1 protein-coding gene is annotated in these 412 nt (G+C 48.8%); it reads left to right on the top strand.

The features are described from left to right. Window positions 1-412: Ig-like domain-containing protein (locus tag I8J31_RS20770; RefSeq protein WP_199470494.1), on the top strand; the 412-nt coding region annotated here is incomplete at both ends.

Here is a 412-nt window from a genome sequence, read left to right as displayed (position 1 = left end):
GGTACAACGGAAGCGGGCTCAACAGTCAAGATTTATAATGGTGACGAAGAAGTAGGTGATGCGACGGTAGCGCCGGATGGTAGTTGGAGTTACACCGCGAGCCTGAGTCATGGTGATCGCTATCAATTTAACGCCAAAGCGACGGATGCGACAGGCAATGTAGGCGTGTCATCAGACTTTACAATTACGTCGGACACTGTGAGGCCGGAATTGGTCATACTCGGAGTCACTGACGAAGAGGGCAATAATTTAATATCGGGCGCAAGCACGAACGATACGAATGTGGTGTTATTTGGTACATCGGAAGCCAACTCATGGATTAGAATTTATGACCATGATTCGATGGCTAGATTGAGTCGCCAAGATGTGCAGGTGTCGGAAGACGGTACATGGAGTGTTACGGTGACGCTTA

The organism is Marinomonas transparens (assembly GCF_016463975.1).
GTDB lineage: Bacteria > Pseudomonadota > Gammaproteobacteria > Pseudomonadales > Marinomonadaceae > Marinomonas > Marinomonas transparens.
The sequence above is the reverse complement of the archived record's forward strand: the minus strand, read 5'-3'. Positions and strand labels throughout refer to the sequence as shown.